This window comes from Pseudoalteromonas sp. 2CM28B, from assembly GCF_023161935.1.
The window spans coordinates 21,912-40,032 of the sequence record NZ_JALNTH010000005.1 but is presented as its reverse complement, the minus strand read 5'-3'; the positions used below and the strand labels follow the sequence as shown (position 1 = coordinate 40,032).

The 18,121-nt window shown below is 37.0% G+C and carries 16 protein-coding genes; 15 read left to right on the top strand and 1 reads right to left on the bottom strand.

Going from position 1 to position 18,121, the window contains the following annotated elements:
• Positions 1-99: 99 nt before the first annotated feature.
• The 15 genes from MTN96_RS09065 to MTN96_RS08995 all read left to right on the top strand — a co-directional run bounded on the left by MTN96_RS09065 (position 100) and on the right by MTN96_RS08995 (position 16,293).
• Positions 100-2,811 carry an SLBB domain-containing protein gene (locus tag MTN96_RS09065; RefSeq protein ID WP_248531298.1) on the top strand — a complete coding sequence of 904 codons (2,712 nt, stop codon included), beginning with the start codon at positions 100-102 and terminating at the stop codon, positions 2,809-2,811.
• Entirely contained in the window at positions 2,811-3,854 is a 1,044-nt protein-coding gene (locus tag MTN96_RS09060) for a nitroreductase family protein (protein ID WP_248451603.1), read from the top strand. The genes MTN96_RS09065 and MTN96_RS09060 overlap by 1 nt, the downstream gene beginning before the upstream one ends.
• A 58-nt stretch (positions 3,855-3,912) precedes the next feature.
• Positions 3,913-4,308 (top strand): type II secretion system major pseudopilin GspG, encoded by a 396-nt coding sequence (gene gspG / locus MTN96_RS09055; RefSeq protein ID WP_248451602.1) that lies wholly within the window; start codon positions 3,913-3,915, stop codon positions 4,306-4,308.
• Complete coding sequence (locus MTN96_RS09050; protein ID WP_248451601.1) at positions 4,305-5,963, top strand: GspE/PulE family protein; 1,659 nt, start codon at positions 4,305-4,307, stop codon at positions 5,961-5,963. Before gspG ends, MTN96_RS09050 begins: the two co-directional genes overlap by 4 nt.
• A complete protein-coding gene (locus MTN96_RS09045; protein ID WP_248451600.1) occupies positions 5,963-7,162 on the top strand; it encodes a type II secretion system F family protein in 1,200 nt (399 codons plus the stop codon). Before MTN96_RS09050 ends, MTN96_RS09045 begins: the two co-directional genes overlap by 1 nt.
• Entirely contained in the window at positions 7,146-7,556 is a 411-nt protein-coding gene (locus MTN96_RS09040) for a prepilin-type N-terminal cleavage/methylation domain-containing protein (RefSeq protein WP_308200589.1), read from the top strand. Before MTN96_RS09045 ends, MTN96_RS09040 begins: the two co-directional genes overlap by 17 nt.
• The gene (locus MTN96_RS09035; RefSeq protein ID WP_248451598.1) at positions 7,543-7,950 is read left to right on the top strand and encodes a prepilin-type N-terminal cleavage/methylation domain-containing protein; all 408 of its coding nucleotides are present in this window, start codon (positions 7,543-7,545) and stop codon (positions 7,948-7,950) included. Before MTN96_RS09040 ends, MTN96_RS09035 begins: the two co-directional genes overlap by 14 nt.
• Positions 7,944-8,645, top strand: coding sequence for a prepilin-type N-terminal cleavage/methylation domain-containing protein (locus MTN96_RS09030; protein ID WP_248451597.1), 702 nt, complete (start codon positions 7,944-7,946; stop codon positions 8,643-8,645). Before MTN96_RS09035 ends, MTN96_RS09030 begins: the two co-directional genes overlap by 7 nt.
• Positions 8,645-9,529 carry a general secretion pathway protein GspK gene (locus MTN96_RS09025; protein WP_248531296.1) on the top strand — a complete coding sequence of 295 codons (885 nt, stop codon included), beginning with the start codon at positions 8,645-8,647 and terminating at the stop codon, positions 9,527-9,529. The genes MTN96_RS09030 and MTN96_RS09025 overlap by 1 nt, the downstream gene beginning before the upstream one ends.
• Position 9,530: 1 nt before the next feature.
• Positions 9,531-10,640, top strand: a complete 1,110-nt coding sequence (locus tag MTN96_RS09020; RefSeq protein WP_248531294.1) for a hypothetical protein — start codon at positions 9,531-9,533, stop codon at positions 10,638-10,640.
• Positions 10,630-11,193, top strand: a complete 564-nt coding sequence (locus tag MTN96_RS09015) for a hypothetical protein (protein ID WP_248531292.1) — start codon at positions 10,630-10,632, stop codon at positions 11,191-11,193. Before MTN96_RS09020 ends, MTN96_RS09015 begins: the two co-directional genes overlap by 11 nt.
• Positions 11,190-11,666 carry a hypothetical protein gene (locus MTN96_RS09010; RefSeq protein ID WP_248451592.1) on the top strand — a complete coding sequence of 159 codons (477 nt, stop codon included), beginning with the start codon at positions 11,190-11,192 and terminating at the stop codon, positions 11,664-11,666. The genes MTN96_RS09015 and MTN96_RS09010 overlap by 4 nt, the downstream gene beginning before the upstream one ends.
• Complete coding sequence (locus MTN96_RS09005) at positions 11,656-13,716, top strand: secretin N-terminal domain-containing protein (protein ID WP_248451591.1); 2,061 nt, start codon at positions 11,656-11,658, stop codon at positions 13,714-13,716. The genes MTN96_RS09010 and MTN96_RS09005 overlap by 11 nt, the downstream gene beginning before the upstream one ends.
• 425 nt (positions 13,717-14,141) lie before the next feature.
• Entirely contained in the window at positions 14,142-15,626 is a 1,485-nt protein-coding gene (locus MTN96_RS09000; protein ID WP_248531290.1) for a hypothetical protein, read from the top strand.
• Between the two features lie 79 nt (positions 15,627-15,705).
• Positions 15,706-16,293, top strand: a complete 588-nt coding sequence (locus MTN96_RS08995; RefSeq protein WP_248531288.1) for a hypothetical protein — start codon at positions 15,706-15,708, stop codon at positions 16,291-16,293.
• Between the two features lie 504 nt (positions 16,294-16,797).
• Here the strand turns inward: MTN96_RS08995 and MTN96_RS08990 are convergent.
• Positions 16,798-17,945, bottom strand: a protein-coding gene (locus MTN96_RS08990; RefSeq protein ID WP_248451588.1) for an IS3 family transposase whose coding sequence is annotated in 2 segments (ribosomal slippage) — positions 16,798-17,708 and positions 17,708-17,945 — 1,149 coding nt in all. Because the reading frame shifts where the segments join, the coding sequence is not laid out codon by codon here.
• Between the last annotated feature and the right edge of the window lie 176 nt (positions 17,946-18,121).

Genomic DNA, 18,121 nt, shown 5'->3' with positions numbered 1-18,121 from the left:
CCAAACTTTAATAATGGGTGAGCTTTGCTTACCCATTTTTTTTACCTAAAAAATGGTGTAGTATGCCGCGGCTATCTTTATTTTTAGGAAGGGAACTTTGTGAAGTTAACTAGATTATTTTCAGTGTTATTATTAATCAGCGTATTGCTACCTTTTTTGGCTTTAAGCGCAGAGCAAAGTGTTAAACCTACTGAACAGCAATTAGAGCAGTTTAAAAAGCTACCTGAGTCGCAGCAAAAAGCCCTGGCTAAAAAATATGGTATTGACTTAGATGCTCTAAAAGAGAATACAAACTCAAACTTTGAAAATGAACTACCAACACAGTCTGTTTTACCTAGGAATGCTAGCAGTGACGATGAGGAATTTAAAACAGATGAAGAGAAATATAAACCTGAAATAGATGAACCCAAGCCATTTGGTTATGAGCTTTTTTCTGGTGAACCAACCACTTTTACGCCGTCAGAAAACGCTTTAGTTCCTAATGATTACATTGTAGGAACAGGTGATACTTTTACAGTGAATCTCTACGGAACAGACACTTCTAGTGAAGAAGTGGAGATAGACCGAGAGGGTCGTTTAATAATCGGTAAGCTCGAACCTGTTACAGTTGCTGGCATGCAATACAGTGAAGTTGTTAAGCTAATAAAAGCGAAGGTAGAAAAGGAAATGATTGGTGTTCAATCTTTCGTTTCCATGGGGAAAGCTAGAAGTATCCGAATCATGGTTTTAGGTGAAGCTCATTTACCTGGTGCTTACACTGTTCCTGCGTTGTCATCAATAACACATGCCTTATTTGTTAGTGGTGGTATTTCGGAAATAGGCTCGTTACGTAATATTCAGCTTAAACGGGCCGGCAAAACAATTCAATCCTTAGATTTATATGATTTACTTATTAGAGGGGATAGCTCTGCTGATCTGATTTTAAAACCAGGGGATGTTGTTTTTATACCTCCAGTAGGCAAGCAAGTAACCGTACAAGGGGAAGTCCGTAGAGCCGCAGTTTTTGAGCTTAAAGAAAGAGAGAGCGCGAAAGACTTAATTGAGATGGCTGGAGGTTTCAAAGGTTCTGCATATCCACAGAAAACGATTGTTGAACGTTATACCGGTAACAGCTTTAAAACCATTTTGCAGATTGATTTAACGAAACCTAACGTAAATTATATTGCTAAAAATGGAGATAAACTTAAAGTTCCTTCATCTAGCGAAGAGTTAAATGATGCGGTCACATTAATTGGTGCTGTGACTTATCCAGGCAATTATGCATGGAAGCAAGGCGATACGGTTAGCAATTTATTTTCTTCGATTAAAAGTGATTTGTTACCTGTAGCTGATTATGAATACGCAATCTTAGTCAGAGAGACAAATTTAAAAGGTGATATTGAAGTACATCAATTTTCTCCAGTAAAAGCTTCAACCCACCTAAAGGGTGAAGACATTGAGCTTCAAGCTCGCGATAAAGTTATTATATTTAGCCGTTTTCAATCAAAAGAAGAAGAGGAAATCGCTCTTAATACACTCGCTTTAACAGAAGAGCAAATACAGCTTCGTGAAAGAATGAAAATGTGGACTGAGTATGAAAAGCAAAAGTTCTATGAGTTCATTGATCTCGATGGAAAGCTAGATAAAGAATTAGCTGAGCAGGTTGAAAAAGAGTTAGAAGAAAAAAATAAAAAGTTATCGCCAATTGCCGAAATACTAAAACAAAATACTGAACTAAAAGAAGATGAACTCTCCTATTTTGGCAGACAGCGACTATTGAAACCTATTCTTGCAAAGCTTAATCAACAAGCTGGTAATAAAAGTACTCTAAAAGTATATGCAATTCGTGGGGAAGTATATCATCCCGGGCTTTATCCTCTCCCAGTAAACGCAAATATTAATAAAGCTATTACTTCGGCTGGTGGGTTGAAAGAATCTGCTTATATAGAGAGTGCAGAGATTACTAGGTTTACTCCGGAAAATAGCGGCATGTTAGATCATATTAGTTTGGACCTTAGTAAAGCTAATAGCGACTCAATTAGCAAAAATTTTCAAATCGAAAGTAAAGATTCTATTAATATATATCCAATACCAAACTGGCAAAAAGAATTAAAAGTTAGCCTGTATGGAGAGGTAAAATTCCCAGGTGAATACGACATTCGTAAAGGAGAAAGTTTACGTGAGGTAATAGAACGTGCCGGCGGGTTTACTCAATACTCGGATTCAAAAGCAGCTGTCTTTACACGAGAAAATCTTCGTGTCCAGCAGCAACAACAGTTAGATAAATTATCTGAAGACCTACGTCGAGATATTGCATCAAAAAGCTTTAATAATTCAATCACAGATTCTTCATTAAGCTATGAAGATATGAATAGCCTGATTAATGACCTAGCAAAAGTTAAAGCTGTTGGTCGTTTAGTTATTGATTTACCTGCTATTGTCAATGGTAATATAGATATCCCACTTGAAAATAACGATATGTTGTATATTCCTAGTAAACAAAATAGTGTCAATGTAGTGGGTGAAGTGAACTTTTCAAGTTCTCATATCTATGATGAGTCATTATCTTATGAAGACTATATCGAGCGAAGTGGAGGTATAAAGCAACGAGCTGATGAAGATCGTATCTATATTATAAAAGCTAGCGGTCTAGTCAAAATTCCTAATAACAGCTCTTGGTTCGCTGCCGAACATGCCGACTTATTAGAGCCTGGAGATACAATTGTTGTTCCTTTAAATACAGAGCATGTTGATAACTTAACCCTATGGAGTACTGCAACGCAAATATTATATCAAATGGGTATAGCTGTTGCTGCGGTTGGTTCACTATAATGAAATCTATTTTAATAAATAAAGTGAAACTTTTAATACAAAGTTTCCAGAAGCTAGTATTACCTTTATGTGCAAAAAGTGCATTTACGTCTAGTTTATATTTTACTTTTTTCTCAAGGGATTTTTACTATGAGCATAAAGCAATCTTACAAGCTAAATTAGCTTACAAAAATAATAATGGTATACATGGTAAAAGTAGCGCATTACTAAGGCGTAATATACATCGTCTTGAGAAAGGATTAATAATGCGCCCTAGAAGAGATGTTTTTGCCTTAGACTATTTATTGGAAACGATCCAAGTTTATAAAAGCACTAACCAAGTTGGTGGTTTCAGTAAAGTAGAATTAGACTGGGCTAACTCAGTGCTGAATGAATATTTTTCTGTTGTTGATTGTACTCATCCTAAAATATCATATGCATATAATATCTACTCTCAAATAGAAAATTCTATGAGTGCAGATCAAGAGGTTAAGCTTCCATATGTGCAAGCTAATAAGGCCACTCACGATATCAATTACCAACAGTTAATGAAGTTATGCTCATCTAGAAGATCAACTCGTTGGTATAAAAATAAAAGCGTTGAGAATGAAAAAATTCATCAAGCAGCAGCAATTGCTCTTCAGGCACCCAGCGCTTGTAATAGGCAACCGTATGAGTTTTACACCATTCAAAGTCAGCCGCTGTTATCTAAATTAGTAGATTTACCGGGTGGAACCGCAGGTTTTTCAAGTAACATACCATGTTTAATAGCAGTTGTTGGAGACTTATCATATTATCCCGAGGCTCGTGATCGACATGTAATTTATATCGATGGAGCACTCGCTAGTATGCAGTTTATGCTTGCAATCGAAACACTAGGTTTAGCAAGCTGTCCGATTAATTGGCCTGAATTGCACACACTCGATCGTAAGGTGAGTCAGTTATTAGGACTACCACAATATAAACGTGTAGTAATGTTTATGTCAGTTGGCTACCCTGATGAAACTGGTTATATAGCCTACTCAGAAAAAAAACCTTCTGAGAATATAGTTATAGGGTTATAGCGTTATTCAAATATAAAATTATTGCTAGATAGAATAGTTTAAATCAATGGAGTATGTAATGAAAAAAAATAAGGGATTTAGCTTGATGGAGCTAATGATTGTACTAATTATCTTAGGTTTATTAGGTTCGTTGATAGCACCTAAACTATTTTCCAAGGTTAGTTCGTCTAAAATTAAAACAGCAATTGCCCAAATGCAAATGTTTGAAACTGCAATAGATACTTACCGTTTAGATATGGGGACAGTGCCACCTACACTCGATGCGCTTAGAAAAAGCGATGAACCAAATTGGGACGGTCCTTATTTACCTAAAGATATTCCTCTAGATCCTTGGGGCAATAGTTACGTTTACAAAGCGCCAGGAGATAATGATTCACTTTATACCATTATGAGCTATGGTCTGGGTGGTGAGCCAGGTGGTACAGATGAAAGTGCGGATATCGTCCACAAATGATAGATTTGGCGCAACTATTAACATCTCAGTTTAAGATAACACAAGCTGACTTGGATAAGGCGAAATCCTACCAGAATCGATATGACGGTAGGTTAGAGCAAATTTTGGTAAATATGGGTTGCTTAACTGAAGAGGATTTAGCACCACTATATAGCCAGCTTTTAGGGTATCCCCTGTTCGTACCTGATAAATACCCTGGCTGGCAACTACCTGACTTCACTGAGCTTTCTACATTGCAAGAGTTCAAAGCATTGGATTGTTTACTTATAGGTGAAGTTGACGGTGTTTGGTTGCTAGCATGTAAAGACCCTTTATCTTTAAATTTAGCGCAATACCTTCAACGATATGATACTAACTTTGAAATATTTGTCGCTACAGAGTCACAATTACAGACCTACTTCTATGAAATTCAGAGTCATACAGAATCAAATATAGATGATGATGAGCTTACCGGAGACGAGGAAGCTAGATTAAGAGAGCTAGCCTCAGAAGCGCCGACTGTAAATTTACTTAATTCTTTAATTACTAAAGCATTAGCTCGTGGTGCGTCTGATATGCACCTAGAGCCACATAAGGGGCACTTTAGGGTACGTTATCGAATAGATGGAGTTTTGCATGAGGTAGATAAGTTAGCTCCCAAAATGCAATTGCCAATAACCACGCGATTAAAAATACTATCAGGGATGGATATAGCTGAAAAGCGGCGTCCACAAGACGGTAAAATAGAAATGCGGATAGCAAACCAAGAGCTTGATATACGTGTTTCGGCACTTCCCTTAAATGATGGAGAAAGTATTGTTCTGCGTTTCCTACTCAAAGAATCAATACGCTATGATATGTCGGTTTTAGGACTATCTAATGACACACAGCATTTAATACAAGAAGATTTAAAAAAAACCACAGGGGTGATTTTACTTACAGGACCAACTGGTTCAGGTAAAACAACAACGTTATATACTTTTTTAAATGAACTAAATCGCCCAAATGTAAAGATCATTACCTTAGAAGACCCTGTAGAATACCAACTAGAGGGAGTAAACCAAGTTCAAGTAAATAATGAGATTGGATTTAACTTCGCGGCAGGTTTGCGTTCAATAGTACGCCAAGACCCAGACATAATAATGGTGGGTGAAATTCGTGACGCTGAAACAGCACGTATAGCTCTTCAGTCAGCTCTTACAGGTCACCTTGTATTTAGTACAGTACATACGAATGATGCGGCTAGTGCATATACTCGATTATTAGATTTAGGTGTAGAAGAGTTTTTGTTAAATGCAGCGTTAGTGTCGGTAGTTGCTCAGCGTCTAGCCCGAAGGTTATGTCAGCACTGTGCTACTCCTCTTGAGGGAGCTCAAATGCTATTTGATAAGTACCCTATAGAGGAAGTTGCACTTAATGCAGGTATTGAGATAAATATTAAACAACCAGTAGGTTGTGAACAGTGCAATCACACTGGCTTTAAGGGCCGAATAGCAATAAATGAATATCTAAGTTGTGATGATACAATAAAGCAAATACCTAAAAACGATCAATTTATAAGTAAAGCCAAAGAACATAACCAGAAATTAAAGCGTCGTAATTTGATGCAAGATGGTTTGTATAAAGTTATAACCGGCGTTACAACGATAGATGAAGTTCTCAGAGTAGCAGGCTAATGGAATTTGAATACAAAGCTATAGATAGTCAAGGGGCAAGGCACCAAGGGGCTATTTCTGCTAATAGTAAATCTGATGCTTATTCAAAGCTTCTAGAACAGGGGTTAAATGCTTTATCTATAAATGCGATAGCAAAAGAAAGCAGTTTAGCTAGTTTATTTGGGCAAAAGGTCACACTGGATCAGCTAGAGTTTTTTACCAGCGAGCTATCACTATTATTAGAAAGTGGAATAAGAGTAGACCGTGGTATAGATATTATTAAACAGGCCAATGCTCACCCTGCTTTGAGTCGTTTACTCAGTCAAATCTCGTCAGCACTTAAAAAAGGTGCTTCATTGAGTGATGCATTTTCAGAGCACGAAGATCTATTTGGGCCTTTATACATCAACTTACTTAAAATAGGTGAAAGTTCAGGGAATTTACCTGAGGTATTGAATAGGTTATCTAATGATTTAAAGTTTCAAAAAGACTTACGCAGTCAGATAAGTACAGCGCTTACATACCCAAGCGTAATATTTTTTGTTTGTATCATGGCTGTGTATTTTGTGCTTACATTCATTGTACCAAAAATGTCAGGTATTTTTACTGACTTAAGCCAAGCACCTTGGTACACGCAAATGATCATTAACGTAAGTAACTTTTTTGTTGATTATCAAGTGATTATTATTTCAGGTGTCATTTCTGTAATAACTGGATTAGCGTATGCTTTGAAGCGCCCGAACGTAAAAAATTGGTTCTATGTTAAGGTTTCTCACTTACCTGGCATCGGTAAAGTTATACTCACGGCAGAAAGAATACGGTTTGCTCAGTCGATGGCTATGATGTTGGAGGCTGGGCTACAACTAGATACGACACTAGAATTGACAGCGAATACTCTCAAACATCCAGAATTAAAACGTGATGCTAGGCTTGCTTTAAAGCAATTGAAGTCTGGTAAGTTATTAAGTGCAGTACTTGCTAAAACAAGAATTTTTCCTGACTTTTTTTTATCCATAATTAAAGTTGGAGAGGAAACTGGACGTTTACCGCGTGTGTTTTCTGAAATAGCCCAGCGCAGTAAAGCTGACCTTGAAAGCGTTATAAAAAAATTAACAACTATGCTAGAACCTATTATGTTGATTTTTATGGGGGGCTTTGTCGGTGGCATAGTGATAACCATGTTAATGAGTATGGTTTCTATAAATGATGTCCCTTTTTAGTAAACAAAAAGGCTTCTCACTAATCGAGTTGATGGTTGTAATGGCCATTGTAGCAACGTTAATGGGACTGACTGGAGCCTTACTAAACAAAAATGTAAACCAACAACAACGATTGGTCGAAATAGAAAAAACTCAGCATATTTTTAAAATGCTGGCTTATAAAGCCTATTATCAAGGGTATCCAATACACGTAAATACACACGATAACGCCTTAACGATTGAAATTAATGGTGTAACAAAAGTCATTAATTTTAAAGAGTTACACTTTCAAAATATTAGTTTTCTGGTTTCTACACGCTCAACAGTGTTTCCTAAATATTTTAAAATAGTCGTAAATGGCAATGAACAAGAGCATGAAATAATTGGAATGTTTAAGCCCTATGAGCAAAGATAAAGGATTTACATTAATAGAAGTGCTTATTGCTGCAATTATTTTATTTTCGGCTTTAGCATTAATAAGTGATATTTTTAAAAGCGCAATGCTTTCATCATCTAAAGCTGTTTCAAACTCGCAATACTACCAAACTTCGACCTCAGCAATTAGTGCCATTAAAGCGAGTCTACGCGAAAAGGTTAACGGCAAAAATATTCAAGTTGCAGAGGGCGCAATGACACTCTTTAATATTAGTTACGAATGGAAAGCGAATCGCACCTCCTTTAAGCGAATTGCCTTCAGCGAGCTTGATGACTATACGCCCGAGCCTCGTTTTTCTATATATGTTGTTCAAGTCACAGCCAAGCAAAGAGATAAACAAAGAAGCTTTTCATTTGAGGTTTCAACATGGTAAATAAAAAGGGACAAAAAGGATTTACACTAATAGAGTTAATGCTTGCAATGACCTTGCTTATGTTAGTGCTGTTTGCTGGTTATTATGGGTATGGCCTATTTACTGATAAGTGGCAAAAGCGAACTCAATTTTATTGGCAGCAAACTCAGCAAACTTTAGCATTTGATGCTATTTCTCGGGTTTTTGAATCCACTTTCCCATATATTGTTAACTCTGATAATAATGAACCAGCACAGTATTTTTCGGGGGACCAAAATCGAGTGATATTTGTTACTACTTCACCTTTATTTACTAAAGAAACGTCTGTTGTAGAGTTTAAAATATTACAAAACGAAAATACATATTCACTTGCCTATAATGAAGCGTCAATGAGAGGTAATTTATTATTAAATCAATCAGATACTATTAGATGGCAGCATCAAATAATACTTCTCGAAAACTTACAAAATATATCATTTGAGTATTATGGCTGGAAAAACCTGCAAGAAGTATTTACCAACATAATTGGCGATGAAGACGAAAGAAAAGGGGCTCCAAGCTTTTATCAACAACATATTATGGAAGAGCGAAGAGTACTGCCAGTGAGCGTATACATTAATATAAAAGCTAAAGAAGGAGAGCAAAGTAGATTTTTAATTTCACTTCCTACGCAAGCTTCCAGTGTTTTAGCCGACTATCTACAAGAAGAAGTCTAATGTTTCTACAGCGCGGGATTGCATTAATACAGGTACTTATTATTGCGATGATATTAAGTATTTTAGGAATCTACATATTACAGTCGAGCAAAGACCAGGTAGCTATTACCGACGCTATCAAAATAGCTTTAGATCAAAGAATTGAAATTGAAAATGCAGAATCAAAAATTCTTCATACTTTACTTAGTGAGTTTAGAATTAAAAACTTACAAAGTGAAAATGAGATTGTTAGACAATGGAATTTTCACAATAAGCCTTTTACGTTAGACAATGTTAGTGTGCAAATCCAAGACTTAAATGGCTTAATTAGTTTAAACGAAGTGAATAAGTCAACCTTAGACGATTTTTTTGTGCAATATGGAGTGGACAAAAATCTAAGCGAACAATTTATAGCCTCATTAACCGATTGGATTGATAAGGACGATAATATAAAATATAACGGTGCAGAGCGCGCCTATTACGAAAAAATGGGACTAACAGGCCCAAGAAATGGATTGTTACAATCTGTTGAAGAAGTTTTTTATATAAAAAACCATGACATACTGCCCGAGGAAGATTGGTATAAGTATTTCACAGTTGCTAATGTTAACGGCTTTAACCCTGCGCATTCTCCTGAGCAAATACTAAAGTCTTTCATTAAAAACGATACAAAGGTAGCTAAACTTATTGAACTGCGTAATAATAAGCAACTTAATGGACATGTATTTTACAATGAAACAGGGATTGATTCAGATGAGTTTTTAAGTTTTCTAACTGGTGATAACCTCAGAATCACCCTCACAGCCAAAAATCAGCAACAAAAAACCACAAAAACCTTTACTGTTAAGCTGAGAGCCCGCTCATTAACTCGTCCAATCGTAATTACGAATGTAGTATGGAATTAGTATGAAAAGTTATAATTTAATTCAACAATTGAAATCTAAGGATTGGCTTAATCACCATGTTGCATACTTCCACGAAACACTTTTTTCATTAACAGATAATAGCTTTTCTGAGATACAGAACACACCAAAAATTATTATAGTAGCTAGGCAGTATTATACAGAGTCATGGCAAACATACCCTTCTATCTCGTTAAAAGAATTGAAAGAGTTATTAAAACTTCAAAATAGCAACAAACAGAATAAAATAACTAAAACAAACTACACAAAAAATGAGCAGCAAGAAGGCTTTGATGTCAAAACTATTGAGTTCAATGAGTTCATATCAACGAGGTTCTCGCAAAGTTTTTTGATCCCCGAAACTGATTTAATAGCACATAGTTACGAGCGCGAAAGTATCGCTATGGAACTAAATACGCCAGCGGGAGTATTATTTTATGCGCAAGCTGAAGGTAAAGCACATAGCACGTATAAAAGAGGTTTAGTTTCCTCACTAGATATTTTCTCTCTCAGTGTAGGTTTATCTGATAATGCCAAAAGGGTTCAATTAGAAAGTAGCCAGTATAGTAAAGCGTTACTGAGCACGTTAAAAAACTACCCTCTATCAAAGCTTAATAAGTTAATCTCTAGCGACTTCACAAAAAGCGTAAACCTAAATATGTTGCACGCGATTTATTGGGCTCCAATGATTACTGCAACACTCTTCATTTTGATTATGAATGGCTACTTTATGTTGCAGCATAATACTTTAGAAGAAAAGCTTAGTGCTAAAAATCAACAAATCTCCACTTTGTTAGCCAAACAAAAGCATATTGATGAAACCAACAGATACGTATCAGATGTATCTAATGAACTCACAAGCGTGCCAAGAGTACTAAGTCACTTTCAAATTGCATATGAGGCAATCAATGCCGGTATGGAAATACAGCAATTTAAAGGCGGCGCTAATGAAATAATGATACGAGGCTTTGCTAATTCTGCGTCAACGGTATTATCTGCAATAAGTGAGTTACCAGAGTTATCGAGTGCGCAATTTAATGGCCCAGTAAGAAAATCAGGAAAAAGAGACTACTTTGTAATGACGTTAAAGTTAGCGACAACCAATGAAAAATGAAATAATAAAATACCAGCATTACTTGTTGCTTATTCTGGCTCTTATAATAACCCAATTTATTTTAGAGCCACTGTGGCAGCATGGGCTTGATACCCAGAGTAAAATTCAGTTAATGGAAAAAAAAGCAGACAAAATTGCAGATTTGCTTTCAGTCAAAGAGCAGATAGATGAACAAGATAAATTAATCTCTTCTAAGTTATTGCAGCTTCAACCATATTTATTTCCTGCAAGTTCGGAATCTGAGTTTAAGCTTTTAGCACAAGGAAAAGTTGAATCAGTATTATCTGATGCAAATTGCAACATTGATAGCATAGGGTGGAAAAGTCGTTCAAAAGTAGAACAAAGCCTAATTCGTTGGACATTAGAGGCAAGGTATAAAGGCAATGCAGAGTGTGCATTAAAAGCTATACGAACATTTGAACACCAAAAACCCGTGATTAATATTTCTGAGTACTCTCTTGGCGGCAGAGAAGTATCTGGTAATAAAAGAAACAATATGGTTATTCAAATAAATTTAGTAATGTGGCAAAACGCAAAAGAGGTTGCATTATGAAGTGGTTTATTGGCTTTTTATGCTTGTTAACGGTATATCTTTTATTCGACGGTCTTTCGCTATCAGCGCATTCTTCTTCTGATAAAAAGCATAAGTATACTTCCCCACAAAGTATTAACCCTGTAAAAGAGCAGGAAATTTTACCTGTTGAAAAAGAATGGTTGGCTTATTTGCAAGAGCAAGAAGAGAAAAAACCGGCCCCAGAAACACAAAATAACAAAGTTCATAAACCACCATATCCAACAATTACTATTGGTGAAAAAAACTATCAGTTACTGGGGATTTTTAAAAAAGATAAACACCCCTTTGTATTATTAAAAGCGGTTAATTCAGAATTAATCGAGTTACAAGAAGGAGCGGCTCTTTCTGAAGGGGTCGTTCTTCAAGCAATAACTGCTTCCGCTATTACCTTATCTCAAGGTGATGAACTAATAAAATTTAAACTTTTTGAACGTAGTGACCATGTCGAATAGATTATTTAAAACAACAATTATACTTCCGTTAATGCTAGGGCTAACTAGCTGTGCATTGTTGGAGCCTAAATCGCATGTTCAGGCCGAGCGTGTCACCGTAAACGCATCTTATCTTGATGAACCACAAGCTAAGGTTCAAGCTGAGGAAGTTAATAAGGCGGAAAATAAACACGAAGGTAATAATGTTGAGTATCTGACGCGTTTATCGGGCACTAAGCAAGGCTTAACTTTAGAATTAGATTTATCTGACAGCATAAAGAGTAATAAAACTTTTCAAGTATCCGTTAATGCTTTACCACTTAATGATTTTATTCATTATATCTTTGGTGAGCTGCTAGACGTTTCATATCTACTTGAAGCGAGTGTTAAAGCTAATGCTACACCTGTGACTTTAGACTTAAAGCAAGAAATACCTGCCAAAGAGTTATTTTTACTCGCACAGCAAATACTTTCTCAGAATAATATCAATATTGTAAAAAATGATCGTATTTTCTTTTTGCATACTAATAACGCAAATACTAAAACGGATAAAGCATTTGGTTTTGGTAGAACAGAAGACTCTGTACCTAATGTGTCAGGTGAAATTGTCCAACTTGTTCCTATCCTTTATGATATGAAGGCAGGCTTACGAAGTATCATAAATCAACTAGTTGACGCAAAAACAAACTATGATGCATCCCAAGGCTTACTAACTATAGTTGGTTTGCGCGAACAAGTTATTCGATCTTTATCATTGATTGGTTTACTCGACAGCCCATTTATGTATAACAAATCAAGCGCGCTTCTTAGCTTTGAATACATAAATTCAGAAACGTTTACCGAAAAAGTATCAGAAATACTTGCCCAAGAAGGTATTAGTGTTTCTAAAGGTGGGTTACGCTCAACCAATGTTAAATTTGTACCACTAGAACATTTAGGTAAAGTGGTTGTGTTTGCTAGTAGCGATGAAGTTATTGACCGAGTTACATTTTGGTTAAAGCAACTAGATAAACCTGTTGCAGGGGCAGAGCAAAGTTTTTATATTTACAATCCGCGCTATGCCAGAGCATCAGATTTAGGTGAGAGCTTAGCACCTTTGCTAGGGGGGAGTACCTCAAGCTCACCTAGAGTCTCATCTACTAACTCAGAAACATCTAGCGCGAGTACTGTTAATAGTAATAGAGGCGAAGCCAATAGCGTTCAAACAATAGAAGGCGATAATGTTCGCCTAGTGGTTGATAGCAGAGCTAACGCCCTTATTTTTTACTCCACGGGGCAGCACTTTCAAGAGTTACAGCCAATCATTCGTCAGCTCGATATTATGCCTAAACAAGTAATGATGGAGGTCGTTATTGCTGAGGTAAAACTGACTGGCGCTTTCTCTAAAGGTGTTCAATTTGCTATTGAGAGCGGAAAAGCGTCTAGTCGTACAGAAAGCTTTAGCTTTGACGGTGAAGAAGGCTTTAACTACTCAATTGTAGGCTTGCCGGGGAATATTAGCGTAAATCTTTCACAAACTGATGGTCTTGTTAATGTGTTATCTCGCCCTACATTACTTGTGCGTGATGGTGTGGCTGCAAATATAAGTGTGGGTGATGATATACCTACGGTTGGCAGCACGACAACGGACCCAATAAGCGGTGATCGTCAAACCACGGAAGTAACTTATAGAAAAACAGGTGTTGATCTAACGGTAACACCGACTATAAATGCGCAAGGCACGGTTATTATGTCTATTTCACAAAATATTTCTAATGTTTCAACAGATGGCTCAGGCGTTGCTGGCAATCCATCAATTTTTGAACGAACATTAAGTACAGAGGTTGTAGCCGGGAATGGGCAAACTGTTATGTTGGGTGGACTTATCAGCGAAAATAAATCTAACGGTGCGTCGTCAGTACCATTTTTTGGTGATTTACCATTGTTTGGGCATTTGTTTAGATCAGATACAAGTAGCTCAGACAAAACTGAATTAGTAATTTTAGTAACGCCTAAAATTGTCCAAAATAGCGAAGATTGGGAGCGTGTTAAAGGGAGTTTTCTTAAAGGTTTAGAAAATATTTCTTTTTAACTTTTTACTACCTCAATTTTAGTGAGTATTGGGCTTTTAGCTTTTAAATTAAAAACTACACATTTAAGTGTATATTCGATAGGCGAATATGCACTTATTTATAGTGTAAGTGAAAAGAATTCTGTAATGAAATAGTCACAAGGCGTTGGTTTAATATAAACGAGCAGCTGCTAGGCTATTTGTACAGTTTAAATAAGGGTTTAATACATATATTTGCTGCTTTATTTTTGTAAGTAAGCGGTTAATGTTATGTATTAATTTTAATCATAAAATATTCACTATATTAGGTAATTTACTTGACATAACCTGAATAAGCCCTTAAATTTGCATTGATCTGGCAACCTGCTGTCAGAACAATAAAATCTCGATGTATTGCAAACTTTGTTATACATCTGTTTCATGGAACTATGGAGAACGGAAACAAAATGAAATTATTCAAAAAAGCACTTTTGGCAACAGCTATCATGGGTACAATGGGTGCACAAGCTGCAACTATTTCTAGCGAAGCATTAAACCTTTCAAAAGAAGGTGCTGCACTAGGCGTTGCACCTACAGAACAAACTGTAGTGTTTGATGTTGTTGTAGATAAAGATCATCCATCAGCATCTGTAATCACTATTAACTTCGACAAAAACGTTGATGTTAACGGTTTAATAGGTGGTGATGTAACTCAAACAGTTGGTGGCGGTACAGCTTATGCTGGTGACGTAGCGTTTAACTACGGTACTGGTAGCTTCACATTCGATGACGTAAAAGTTTTTGATCGTGACCAAACTAAAGGCGAAACTGATGCAATTAGCTTTAAAGTTAACCTTGGTAACCCTTTAACTGCTAACTCGGCTTTCCGTGTAACTCTAGGTCAGCACGATCTTGGTGTTGAGCCAGATAATTCAGATGATGGTGCAGATAAAGTACTTATCGCTGGTGTATCTAACATCAACTACATCTCGCATAAGCCAGACGACTCAGTAATCGAAACTGGTGTTGGCGAGCTTGCTAAAGAAGTTTCTCAGTTTAGCTTTAAAATTGATGAAAAATTAGACGGTGTTATTAGCCGTACTGACCAATCTGACTGGTCAGAAACTAACTTTACTTCAATTGAATCTGATGAGCTAGAGTACACTCTTACTAATGACGAGACTATGGGTCTAGCACTTTTAGGTGCAGATCTAAAAGTAGTATTTAGTGGTAACTTTGACGGCGTCGAAGATTTTTCTGGTGTATCTCGTAGTGCTATCGACTTCGTAAGCGATGCAGCACCAGGCAGAACTTTAGGTGCTTTATCGCCGCTTGTAACTAACGATGCAGGTAAAACAATTGCTGTAGATATGCGTTATGCTACAGCTGCAGGTGCTGAAGGTACTAAGCTTGCTGCTGATGAGCAATTAGTATTTACTAATGAAGATGATGCAACTACTCCTGACACTGATGAAGCTGCAGAAATCCCAGTAACTGGTGATGTTAAAGCAACTGTTACACTTTACAACGCTGATAACAACTTAAAAGCTATCCCAACTGGTGGTTACCCACTATACAACGATGTTGATGCAGGTAAATGGACTATTGACGCAACTATCGTAAACGTTCCATACATGCCAATTAATGCACCTAGCACTAACTCATTCATCCACTTCGCAAACGAAATCGATCGTGAAGTTGATGTTATCGTAACTGCTATCGATAACAACGGTGTTGAGTACGGCCCAATGGACTTAGGCTTCAACCTTCGCCCAGACACTGTTGAAAAACTATCTATGAAGTACATGGATGAGTTATTTGGTCTTGGTGGTCAATCTACTAAGTTAAGCCTTACATTCAACCTTGATGCATTCAAAAATGATGTTGGCGTATACGCAGTTAGCCAAAACGACCAAGGTCGTACTGAAGTATCTAGCTCACAACAAAAATAATATTGCTTAGTCAATATGTTAAAAACCCGGCTTAGGCCGGGTTTTTTGTCTTTCGTATTTGTGTTTAAAAGGTGAAACCATGAAATTAAAAACAAGTTTATTATTATGTGCGCTAGCATTTGCAAACTTGAATGCTGCTTATGCACAAGCGTCAAATGCAAAAGTATTATCAGCAAGTAGCAGCGATAATAGCTGCAAATTTGATGTGAGTTTTAATACAGACCCGCAAGTAAAAGAACAAACCATGAATGTTTCTCAAGGCGTTGAGCTAAAGCTTAAGCAATATATTGCTGTACGTACACACAGAGGCGCCAACATTGCGAGTAATGTGATATGCCAACATTTGGTAGGTCAGCAGTACACAGGCTCACAAGAAGAATGGAAAGGTTTTATTAATACTGCAGTACAAGGCATGATGCAGCATGGCTTTAAAGACTTAAAATTTACTAAAGTAGGCACTGATGATGCTGCCTATAAGGGTCAATACCCCAATTTTGAGTATACCTTTACAGGTGATATAGGTGGAAATAAGCAAATTATTCATAACCTAGCAGTACTTGATAAAAAAAATAATCAAGTAATCACTTTTTCAGTGAGCGGAAATGAAAAAGTAGAAAGTGAGATTAAATCTGATTACCAGCAACTTATTAATTCATTTAGCCTTTAGTTTTTACTGCCTTATATAGCAAGTAATACCAATCGTAATAATACTTAACCTGAACTCTGGCTACGAGGTTTTTTAGCATATTTTATTTAGCCTATTGCAAGTAAATTCAACGCAGTTAGCACTTGAAATAGCTGCTAGAGATAGATTTATTATCCAGAGTTCAGGTTATTTAATCATTTTTTTGAGCTAAACGCGTCGCTACCTGCGTTATTAAATTCTCATTTACGACTGCATGGATACAGAAGGCAGAACAATGCAGTAGCAATTGCCGAGAACAATTAAATAGCAACTTTTTTGCCTAGGGCGTGTTGAACTATGATGGTTGCATTTACAGTGTTGTGTTTGGTTTATGAACAGCGTGGAGTCTATGTAGTATGGTTATTCCCCATAAATGGGCGATAACGCAGCATAAATGCCAAACATGCGCAGCCCTCTAGGTTCTTTCTAGGAACGATTAGTTCTTTGCTGCCTACATGGACGTAAGTATGGACTTCCCAGCTTTCACTAGACAGTTTCTAACTCAGAAAAATACGCTTCCTCAAACTTAGCTGGTGAAACACCGCCTGTGTGTGAATGGCGTTTTTTTGGATTGTAGAACATTTCTATAAAATTGAATATCTCAGCTTTCGCATCTTCCCTTGTCGAATATATCTTACGCTTAACTATTCGCTTTTTAATCGTCGCAAAAAAGCTTTCAGCAACTGCATTATCGTGACAATTCCCAGCTCGACTCATTGAGGGTACAAGGTTATGTTCTTTCATAAAGGCTAAGTAATCAGCGCTACCATACTGGCTTCCTTGATCACTATGTACCATTACGTCAGCTTTGGGTTGGCGCTGATAAACTGCCATGAGCAATGCTTTAATTACTAAGTGCTTGTCCATGTTTTTATCCATCGACCAGCCTACGATGCGCCTAGAGAATAAATCCATGACAGTTGCTACATACAAGAAGCCTTCATAGATTCTCACATAAGTAATATCACTTACCCAAGTTTGATTCGGCGCAGGAGGATTAAACTGACGAGCTAGCAAGTTATCTGCAATGCGCGATGTTTTACCGCCTTTAATATGGCGACGTTTATAACCTATTTGCGCTTTGAGTTTATGTTGGCGCATGATCTTAGCTACGCGATTAACACTACATTGCTCACCAGCTTCACGTAAATCTGCGTGTATCCAAGGACTACCGTAAGTGCCACCACTGGCAACGTAAAACTCTCTAATAAGCTTAAGCAAACGATTATCTTCGATTGCTCTGTCACTCAATGGCTTCTTTAACCACGCATAAAAGCCACTGCGGTGTAGCTTAAATAGTTTACACATCGCAACAATAGAAAACTCATTTTGATGCTCACGAATAGAAGCGTACTTTACTCGGGGTTGCTGGCAAAGTACCTTGCGGCCTTTTTTAGAATGTCGCGTTCCTCCGTGACACGTTTTAGCTCGGCCTCAAGTTTGGCGATCCTTAGTTGTTCATCTGATGATTTGGTTTGTTTGGGTTTCTCTGATAACTGGCTTCGCCAGTGATATAACGTTTTGGTACAAATATCTAATCGTTCTGATACTTCAGCAACTGAATAACCACGTTCAGTTATTTGTTTAACTGCTTCTATTTTAAATTCTTGGGTATACCGTTTGCCTTTGCTCATAAAACACCTCTAATTAGAAGTTACAATGTAACTCATTGGGTGTCTAGCAAACTATGGGAAGTCCAGTAAGGGGCGTGAGCAGGACGCGGAAGCTTTGCTCGGTTTTTACTTATTCTTACAAGGATGTAAGTCATTAGAATAACGCAGGAGCAGTTATCGAGCCCACTAGGTTACAA

What these genes read in the sequence shown, in the direction of transcription:
- MTN96_RS09060 (WP_248451603.1), top strand. Translation starts at nt 2,811, where the DNA reads ATGAAATCTATTTTAATAAATAAAGTGAAACTTTTAATACAAAGTTTC.
- gspG (WP_248451602.1), top strand. Translation starts at nt 3,913, where the DNA reads ATGAAAAAAAATAAGGGATTTAGCTTGATGGAGCTAATGATTGTACTA.
- MTN96_RS09050 (WP_248451601.1), top strand. Translation starts at nt 4,305, where the DNA reads ATGATAGATTTGGCGCAACTATTAACATCTCAGTTTAAGATAACACAA.
- MTN96_RS09045 (WP_248451600.1), top strand. Translation starts at nt 5,963, where the DNA reads ATGGAATTTGAATACAAAGCTATAGATAGTCAAGGGGCAAGGCACCAA.
- MTN96_RS09040 (WP_308200589.1), top strand. Translation starts at nt 7,146, where the DNA reads ATGATGTCCCTTTTTAGTAAACAAAAAGGCTTCTCACTAATCGAGTTG.
- MTN96_RS09035 (WP_248451598.1), top strand. Translation starts at nt 7,543, where the DNA reads ATGAGCAAAGATAAAGGATTTACATTAATAGAAGTGCTTATTGCTGCA.
- MTN96_RS09030 (WP_248451597.1), top strand. Translation starts at nt 7,944, where the DNA reads ATGGTAAATAAAAAGGGACAAAAAGGATTTACACTAATAGAGTTAATG.
- MTN96_RS09025 (WP_248531296.1), top strand. Translation starts at nt 8,645, where the DNA reads ATGTTTCTACAGCGCGGGATTGCATTAATACAGGTACTTATTATTGCG.
- MTN96_RS09020 (WP_248531294.1), top strand. Translation starts at nt 9,531, where the DNA reads ATGAAAAGTTATAATTTAATTCAACAATTGAAATCTAAGGATTGGCTT.
- MTN96_RS09015 (WP_248531292.1), top strand. Translation starts at nt 10,630, where the DNA reads ATGAAAAATGAAATAATAAAATACCAGCATTACTTGTTGCTTATTCTG.
- MTN96_RS09010 (WP_248451592.1), top strand. Translation starts at nt 11,190, where the DNA reads ATGAAGTGGTTTATTGGCTTTTTATGCTTGTTAACGGTATATCTTTTA.
- MTN96_RS09005 (WP_248451591.1), top strand. Translation starts at nt 11,656, where the DNA reads ATGTCGAATAGATTATTTAAAACAACAATTATACTTCCGTTAATGCTA.
- MTN96_RS09000 (WP_248531290.1), top strand. Translation starts at nt 14,142, where the DNA reads ATGAAATTATTCAAAAAAGCACTTTTGGCAACAGCTATCATGGGTACA.
- MTN96_RS08995 (WP_248531288.1), top strand. Translation starts at nt 15,706, where the DNA reads ATGAAATTAAAAACAAGTTTATTATTATGTGCGCTAGCATTTGCAAAC.